The organism is Lutibacter sp. (assembly GCF_021647475.1).
Lineage (GTDB): Bacteria > Bacteroidota > Bacteroidia > Flavobacteriales > Flavobacteriaceae > Lutibacter.
The window spans coordinates 1-7,629 of the sequence record NZ_JAKIUR010000087.1 but is presented as its reverse complement, the minus strand read 5'-3'; the positions used below and the strand labels follow the sequence as shown (position 1 = coordinate 7,629).

5 protein-coding genes and 1 pseudogene are annotated in these 7,629 nt (G+C 28.8%); 5 read left to right on the top strand and 1 reads right to left on the bottom strand.

Annotated features, from left to right (window positions below; genetic code table 11):
* A partial coding sequence (locus tag L3J60_RS13115; protein WP_291976016.1) for a molybdopterin-dependent oxidoreductase occupies nucleotides 1–683 on the bottom strand: 683 nt, incomplete at its 3' end.
* Nucleotides 684–1,009: 326 nt separating this feature from the next.
* Here L3J60_RS13115 and L3J60_RS13110 point away from each other — a divergent pair.
* The 5 genes and pseudogenes from L3J60_RS13110 to L3J60_RS13090 all read left to right on the top strand — a co-directional run.
* Nucleotides 1,010–1,927 (top strand): EamA family transporter, encoded by a 918-nt coding sequence (locus L3J60_RS13110; protein WP_291976015.1) that lies wholly within the window; start codon nucleotides 1,010–1,012, stop codon nucleotides 1,925–1,927.
* A 551-nt stretch (nucleotides 1,928–2,478) separates the two neighbouring features.
* Nucleotides 2,479–4,752 (top strand): multicopper oxidase domain-containing protein, encoded by a 2,274-nt coding sequence (locus L3J60_RS13105; protein ID WP_291976014.1) that lies wholly within the window; start codon nucleotides 2,479–2,481, stop codon nucleotides 4,750–4,752.
* A 163-nt stretch (nucleotides 4,753–4,915) separates the two neighbouring features.
* Nucleotides 4,916–5,350, top strand: a complete 435-nt coding sequence (locus L3J60_RS13100; protein ID WP_291976013.1) for an ion channel — start codon at nucleotides 4,916–4,918, stop codon at nucleotides 5,348–5,350.
* 10 nt (nucleotides 5,351–5,360) lie between these two features.
* A complete protein-coding gene (locus tag L3J60_RS13095; RefSeq protein WP_291976012.1) occupies nucleotides 5,361–6,710 on the top strand; it encodes an APC family permease in 1,350 nt (449 codons plus the stop codon).
* 170 nt (nucleotides 6,711–6,880) lie between these two features.
* Nucleotides 6,881–7,629 (top strand): annotated as a pseudogene (locus tag L3J60_RS13090) (hypothetical protein); the annotation flags it as partial.

The window sequence follows — 7,629 nt, the reverse complement described above, 5'->3', positions numbered from 1 at the left end:
AAAGCATCTGTGCCAGGTTTTATATAATAGTGTGTATTGGCAATTTTTGAAGTTTCAGTATATCTTGGGTCAACAACTATCACTTTTCCACCTCGTTTTTTTATGGCTTTTAGTCGGTTTGCAAAATCTGGAGCAGTCATAATACTTCCGTTAGAAACGGCAGGGTTTCCACCAATAATTAGCATAAAATTAGTACGGTCAATATCAGGAATAGGAAGCATTAAATAATGGCCAAACATATGCAATGATGCAAAATGATGTGGCAACTGATCAATGGAAGTTGCTGTATAGTTTTGGTTAGAACCTAAACTTTGAAGAAAAGGGCCGCCAAATAACATCAATCCAATATTGTGTACAGTAGGGTTGCCACGGTAAGAGCCAATAGCATTTTTCCCATATTGTTTTTGAATTCGTTTTAATTTATCTTCAATTTCATCAAAAGCATCTTTCCAAGAAATAGCTATCCAACCATTTTGAATTCTTTTAATAGGTGTTTTAAGTCGGTCTTTATCGGTATATAAATCGGTTAAAGCAATAGCTTTCGGACAAATATGACCTTGACTTAAAACATCATTTTTATCACCTTTTATAGAAATAACAGATTTATTTTTATACGTAATTTCTAATCCGCACATAGATTCACAAAGATTACAAGTGCGGTAGTGTGTTTTAATATTTTCCATTATTGTACAGTTTTACAGGCAATTAAATCACCACATTCTAATGCTACAGAACGGTCAGTGGTAATTTTTTGATACTTAGGATTAGAATTCATTTTAAGAAAATATTTAGGATTGAGTTTTTGTTGGGTGAATTTGCTTTGTTTGCATAATTATTTTATCAATATTATAAGTTAAGGAGTGCACATTCTAATAAATACATGCAATAAAATAGAAATTAGAATATTGTGAAATTACAAAAAATAAAAATAGATTAATTAGATGAATAAAATAACCCAAAAAGTCAATCTATTTTTATAATATTGATGTTTATAAATTATATTGACTAAATGAGTAAATCAAAAAATAACTTATTAATTGTTTTTGCTTTTTTTGCAATTTATGTCATTTGGGGATCTACCTATATGCTTAATAAAATTGCAGTTATGGAACTTCCTCCGTTTATGTTGGCAGCTGTTCGATTTTTAAGTGCAGGGGTGTTAATATTAATTATAGCTTTAGTTTCTGGAATTAAAATAGGTATTTCTAGCAAACAACTTGGAAACACTGCAATTGCTGGATTTTTATTTTTAACATTTGCAAATGGAGTAGTGGTTTGGGCCTTGAAATATGTAGATAGTGGATTCGCAGCATTAGAAATATCAGCACAGCCGTTAGTTGTACTACTATTAATGAGAATTTTTGAAGGAAAAAAAATTCAACCAACATCTATAGTTGGTGTTGTTTTTGGAGTTATTGGAATATACTTGTTGGTCTCTCAAAAGCAATTAATTAGTCAAGAAGACACCATTTTGGGTATGTTAATGATTTTTGCCTGTATGATAAGTTGGGGATATGGGAGTTTGTTTGTCGCCAAGGCAAACTTACCATCAAACTATTTTGTAAATACAGGTTATCAAATGTTATTAGGTGGAATTATGCTATTAATTAGTAGTTATTTGTTTAATGAAACCTGGTCTATGCCAACAACTTGGAGTTTAGAAGTTCAATATTCTTTAGTTTTACTCATCATTTTTGGAAGTATTATTGCATTTACGTCATTTAATTATCTGTTAAAAGTAGTTTCACCTGAAAAAGTGGCAACATCAACCTATGTAAATCCTATAATTGCATTGAGTTTAGGTTGGTATTTTTTAAACGAACAAATTACAACACAATCTATTTTTGCAGCTTTAATTTTATTAACAGGAGTGTATTTTATAAATACAAAAAAGAAAATTGTTATTTTTTCTAGATTTAATAAATAATACTATTTTTTAGTATGAGTTTTTTTGAATTAGGCTATATGAATCAATTTTTTGAAAGTTCAAGTCGAGATCAGCTGAATATTATTAGTTTTCTAAATTTCTAAGTTAAACAAGTAAGCTAGTATGTAGCAATGATAATTTGTTGTTAAGGTACTAAAAACTGTAAAATAGTATTTAAAAGCTCCTTAAAAAGGAGCTTTTATTTTTATTAAAATATAATGCTAAAAAAATTCACTAAATTAGGGCTTAAACAAAAACCGTTATAACTGATTAAGAAAAATGGCACAGAAATAACAATAGTAAGAAAAATATATAGATTATAACTAAATTTTGGACAATAGTAATATTGATTTTTATAGCCGTTACAAATAGTTAAGAGAATTTAGCCAAATAATTTAAATCTTAAAAAACAACAAAGTACCGGCAACTTATAAAATTATATACAATTTAATCAAAATTATATATAAAATTGTGAATGTTTTTATGAATCTTGCAATACAATTATAACTAAATATATAAACGTAAAAACACAACAATTAAAAAATAAAATCATGAAAAAATTAATTTATATGTTAAGCATACTATTTCTATTTATAGGGATAAATTCTTATGCACAAACAGAAAAATCGGTAGAAGGAAATGTAAACAATCTTCCTGTAAAAGAATATACACTTATATTAAAACAAGAAAAAGTAAATAAAGCCGGAACAAAAGTTGTGGGAATGACTATAAACGGAACCATCCCCGGGCCAGTACTAGAATTTACTGAAGGCGAATATGCTATAATTTATGTAAAAAACGAAATGAACGTAGAAACTTCTATTCATTGGCATGGTCTTTTATTGCCTAATTTTTATGATGGCGTTCCATATTTAACAACACCACCAATAGAACCAGGTCATACCCTAAAATATGAATTCCCTATTAAACAATCTGGAACTTATTGGTATCATGGACATACACTGTTACAAGAACAAGTTGGTGTTTTTGGGGCAATTGTTATTCATCCTAAAAAAGAAACTTTAAAATATGATAAAGAATTGGTATTAATGCTTTCTGATTGGACTAACGAAAAGCCAATGAATGTATTGCGAAATTTAAAACGAGGAACAGAGTGGTACACCAATAGAAAAGGTACTTCAACACCATTAAACCAAGTAATTAAAAGAGGTGCTTTAGGAGCACAACTCAATTTTTGGAAACAACGTATGGAAGGTGTTGATATTGCAGATATTTATTATCCAGCATTTTTAATTAATGGAGAACAATCTATTGAATATCCTGAATTTAAAGCTGGAGAAAAAGTACGTTTACGTATAATTGACGGTGGAGCTTCCACTTCTTTTTGGATGACTTTTGGCGGTGGAAATCCATTATTAGTTTCTGCTGATGGATTAGATGTTGTTCCCATAAAAAAGAACAAAACTTTTATTGCTATAGCAGAAGCATACGATTTTATTGTTACAATTCCAGAAGATGGTAAAATAGAATTTAAAATTACTGCACAAGATGGTTCAGGAACTGCCTCTGTATTCTTAGGAAAAGGGAAAGTATTGAAAGCACCAAATGTTATGAAACCAGATAAAATTGGGATGATGATGAACATGGCAAAAATGGACATGAAAATGGGAGCACATGGCTTAAAATTTCGTCCAAAAAAAGATGAACGCTTTAAAATGAAAAAAGAATATGATATGCAAATGAAAGGCAAAATGAAAGGAATGGATATGAATAATTCTAATAAAATGAATTCTTCAAAAAGTAAAAATGATAAGATGAAGAATGATGATAATAAAGTAGATTCAGGAAAGCAAATAGCTACTCAATACAATTATGATTATTTAAAATCGCCAAAAAAAACCAATTTTAATAAAGATATTCCTGTAAAAGAAATTTTGTTAAACCTTACAGGAAATATGCAACGATATATTTGGAGTATGAATGGAGTTCCACTTTCAGAAGCCGATAAAATAAAAATAAAAGGCAATCAAGTAACTCGTATTACACTCAATAATTTAACCATGATGCATCATCCAATGCATTTGCACGGACATTTTTTTAGGGTAATTAATAAAAATGGAGACTATTCACCTTTAAAACACACGGTAAATGTACCGCCAATGCAGTCAGTAACTATTGAATTTTATGGAAATGAATATGGTGATTGGTTTTTTCACTGTCATATTTTATATCATTTAATGGGTGGAATGGCTCGTGTTATTAGTTATGATACTCCACGTGATCCACGTATGAAAGGCTATCCTGTAAAAACATTATTAGCCGAAACCGATAGATATTATACATGGGGATTACTAGATGCCACTTCAAGTATGACAGCAATAAATTTAACAACTTCTAATATCAGAAACCAATTTAATGCATCAGTTGAATATGGTTGGAACAAAAATATGGAAGCAGAATTTACTTATGAATATTATTTACATGATTATTTACGTGTTTTTGGAGGCGTAAATATAGAAAATGAAATTCCTGATAGTTTAAACAATTTTAAAACAACAGCCGTAGCAGGTATTCGTTTTTTAACACCCTACCTTTTTAGTTTAGATACTCGTATAGATAGTGATTTAAGAACAAGAGTATCTCTAGGTAAAAGCATTTTAATTTTCCCAAAACTTTCGGTATTTGGTTATTATGAATACCAAATAGATTTTGGTATTGTAAACAATCTACCTACTAATAAAAATTATCTATCTGAAACTGTTTGGAGTGCCGGAGCGGAATATATGTTTTCAAGAAATTTTTCTTTAATGGCAAGCTATGACAATCGTTATGGAGGTGGAGCAGGTTTATCTATTCGATTTTAATTATAAAAAAGTAATCGGTTAATTATAAATTTTATTACATTGACCTAAAAATAAAAGAGATATGCTCATTACAAATAAAATTCTTCCTAAAATTAAGCTTGTACTGAGTCTTACTAAAGAATTTATATTTCTGCTTGTATTGTTTTTGCTATTCTTTTTAATAATGAATATTTGGGGTCATTTGGAGTATCCAAATTTATGGGCAGGTGCATTAGTATTATTTTCAATAACAAAAATTTATCTTTTAGTTTCACATACATTTAAAAAATTAGATACACTTATTGAAAGTAACCATTCATTCAATCACATGTTACTTTTACTTGGTGCTATAATTGCTATTATAGTTATTTCATTTGCAATAGATTACTTATGTGCTTCAGAAATTTATACAGATGCATTTTCAGGAATTCAAAATAATCAACCATTAATATCTCGTTTTTTAAACTTTTTATATTTCAGTATTGTTACTTTTACAACTGTTGGGTATGGAGATATTATTCCTTTAAGTCCTGTCGCAAAACTAATTACTGTATTTGAAATGATATCAGCATTTGTGGTAATCGTATTTATTATTTCAAAATATTTTAGAAATAAATAGAAAAATGAAAATGCAAAAACAAGAAAAACAAAAATTATCATTAATTGGATCTATTTCATTAGGTACAGGTGTGATGATTGGTGCAGGTATTTTTGTGCTAATGGGTCAGATTGCTGAATTGGTAGGCGACTTGTTTCCAATAGCATTTATAGCCGGTGCAGTTGTAGTAGGTTTTAGCTCATATTCCTACGTTAAATTTTCCAATGCCTATCCATCATCAGGGGGAGTAGTAAAATTCTTTACAAAATCATACGGGCCTAGTACTGCAACAGGAACTTTTTCATTGTTAATGTACGTGTCTATGGTAGTTTCTGAAAGTTTAGTAGCAGGTACTTTTGGTGCTTATACGCTTAGACTATTTCCTAAAGAATACGCTGGTTATGCCTCAATTCTTGGTGTAATACTTATTGCTATAGCTTATATAGTCAATATATCAGGTAATAAAGTAATAGAGGTAACAGCTACTTTTACGGCAATAATAAAAGTTGTTGGAATTTCGCTTTTAGCAATTGCGGGTCTTGTAATATCGGGTTTACCCACAATTACAGGTACTTATGTTTCTGGAGTAAATGCAGACCTACCAAAGGGATTAGGATTTGTGGCAGCATTGGCATTATCAATTCTTGCTTATAAAGGTTTTACAACAATTACAAATCAAGGAGGAGATATTATAAACCCACATAAAAATATTGGTAAATCTATTATTATTTCAATTTTAATATGTACCCTAATATATGTTACTTTAGCACTATCAGTTTCTGGAGGATTAAGTATTCCTAAAATTATTGCAGCAAAAGATTATGCTTTAGCTGCTGCTGCAGAGCCGATATTTGGTGAATGGGGTTCTATATTAACTATTTTTCTTGCAATTATTGCAACGGTTTCAGGAGTAATAGCAAGTGTATATTCAGCTTCCAGAATGTTAGGTATGCTGGGTGATATGAAGCAAGTACCTAATATAAATAAAGTGAGAAAACTTAAAAATCCGGCTCTTTTTTTTACCGTTTCTCTTGCCATACTTTTAACCATACTGTTTGACCTTACCAGAATTGCTTCCATTGGAGCTATTTTCTACTTAATAATGGATATTGCTATTCATTGGGGACTTATAAGATATTTAAAAAAAGATGTGAATATAAGTTTTAATCCAATTATTCCAATAATTGCAATTATAATGGACATTGTTGTTTTGTTTGCTTTTATTTATTTAAAATATTTGAGTGATCCTTTTGTTCTTGTAGTTGCTTTAATAGGAATCATTCTCATTTTTTTAAGTCAATATCTTTTTATGAAATCTCATACAGATAAAGATGGAAAAATGCATATGGGAATGGATGAGGAATTAATTGATGAAAAGTAAACCAATAAAAATCAACTTATTTTAGTGGGATATCATTAAAGTTAATTAGAGAAATCTTATATTCAAAGTTGCAGTAATTTTATAAAAGTCCATTAGCAACAAATATTAAAGAAAAAACAAAACTGTAACAAAAGAGAGGAATAAACGTCTTTATGTAAAATAAAAATATTATGAAAAAACTATATTTATTACTATTGATATTTTTCACTTCATCAATAAGTTATGCACAAAATTGTGATTGCTCTTCAAATCTAAAATGGTTAATAGAAATCTTTGAAAAAAATGATGCTGGATTTCAATATGTAATTGACAAAAAAGGAGAAAATGCTTATTTAATTCACAATAAGGTTTTCAAAGAAAAAGCATCAAAAATTAACAATAAAACAGAATGTTTAAAATTATTAAATGATTGGACAGAATTTTTTAGAAAAAATCATTTACAAATAGTTTTAAACGAAAACACGAATACTTCAAATAACCAAAAAGAGTTATCAAAAAAAGAAATAATAGAAATCTACAAAGACAGTCCAAAATTTGAGATTAAAGAGAAGGAATTTAATAAGTATATCGAGAGTTTAAAAAATAAGAATAGCTTTGAAGGAGTTTGGATTTCACAGCCTTATACCATAGGAATAATAAAGGACAAGAATAACTCAAAAAGAGATTATGTTGGTTTTATACTAAAATCTGGAAGCCCATATTGGCAACCTAATCAAATTAAATTAGAAATCGTTAAAAATGAAAGCGGAAAGTATAATATGAAATATTATATGCGTGACCATTCAATTAGAGAAATTAACAATATTGATATTGCAGGAAATAATTATTTGTTAGCAGATTTCATAGTTTTAAAACGAATTAAACCTGTATTAAAAACAGACCCAAAAACCGAACTATTTTTTAAATCAATATATGCAGA

Excerpts from the sequence above, each read along its gene's own strand:
- L3J60_RS13110 (WP_291976015.1), top strand. The coding sequence starts at position 1,010 with ATGAGTAAATCAAAAAATAACTTATTAATTGTTTTTGCTTTTTTTGCA.
- L3J60_RS13105 (WP_291976014.1), top strand. The coding sequence starts at position 2,479 with ATGAAAAAATTAATTTATATGTTAAGCATACTATTTCTATTTATAGGG.
- L3J60_RS13100 (WP_291976013.1), top strand. The coding sequence starts at position 4,916 with ATGAATATTTGGGGTCATTTGGAGTATCCAAATTTATGGGCAGGTGCA.
- L3J60_RS13095 (WP_291976012.1), top strand. The coding sequence starts at position 5,361 with ATGCAAAAACAAGAAAAACAAAAATTATCATTAATTGGATCTATTTCA.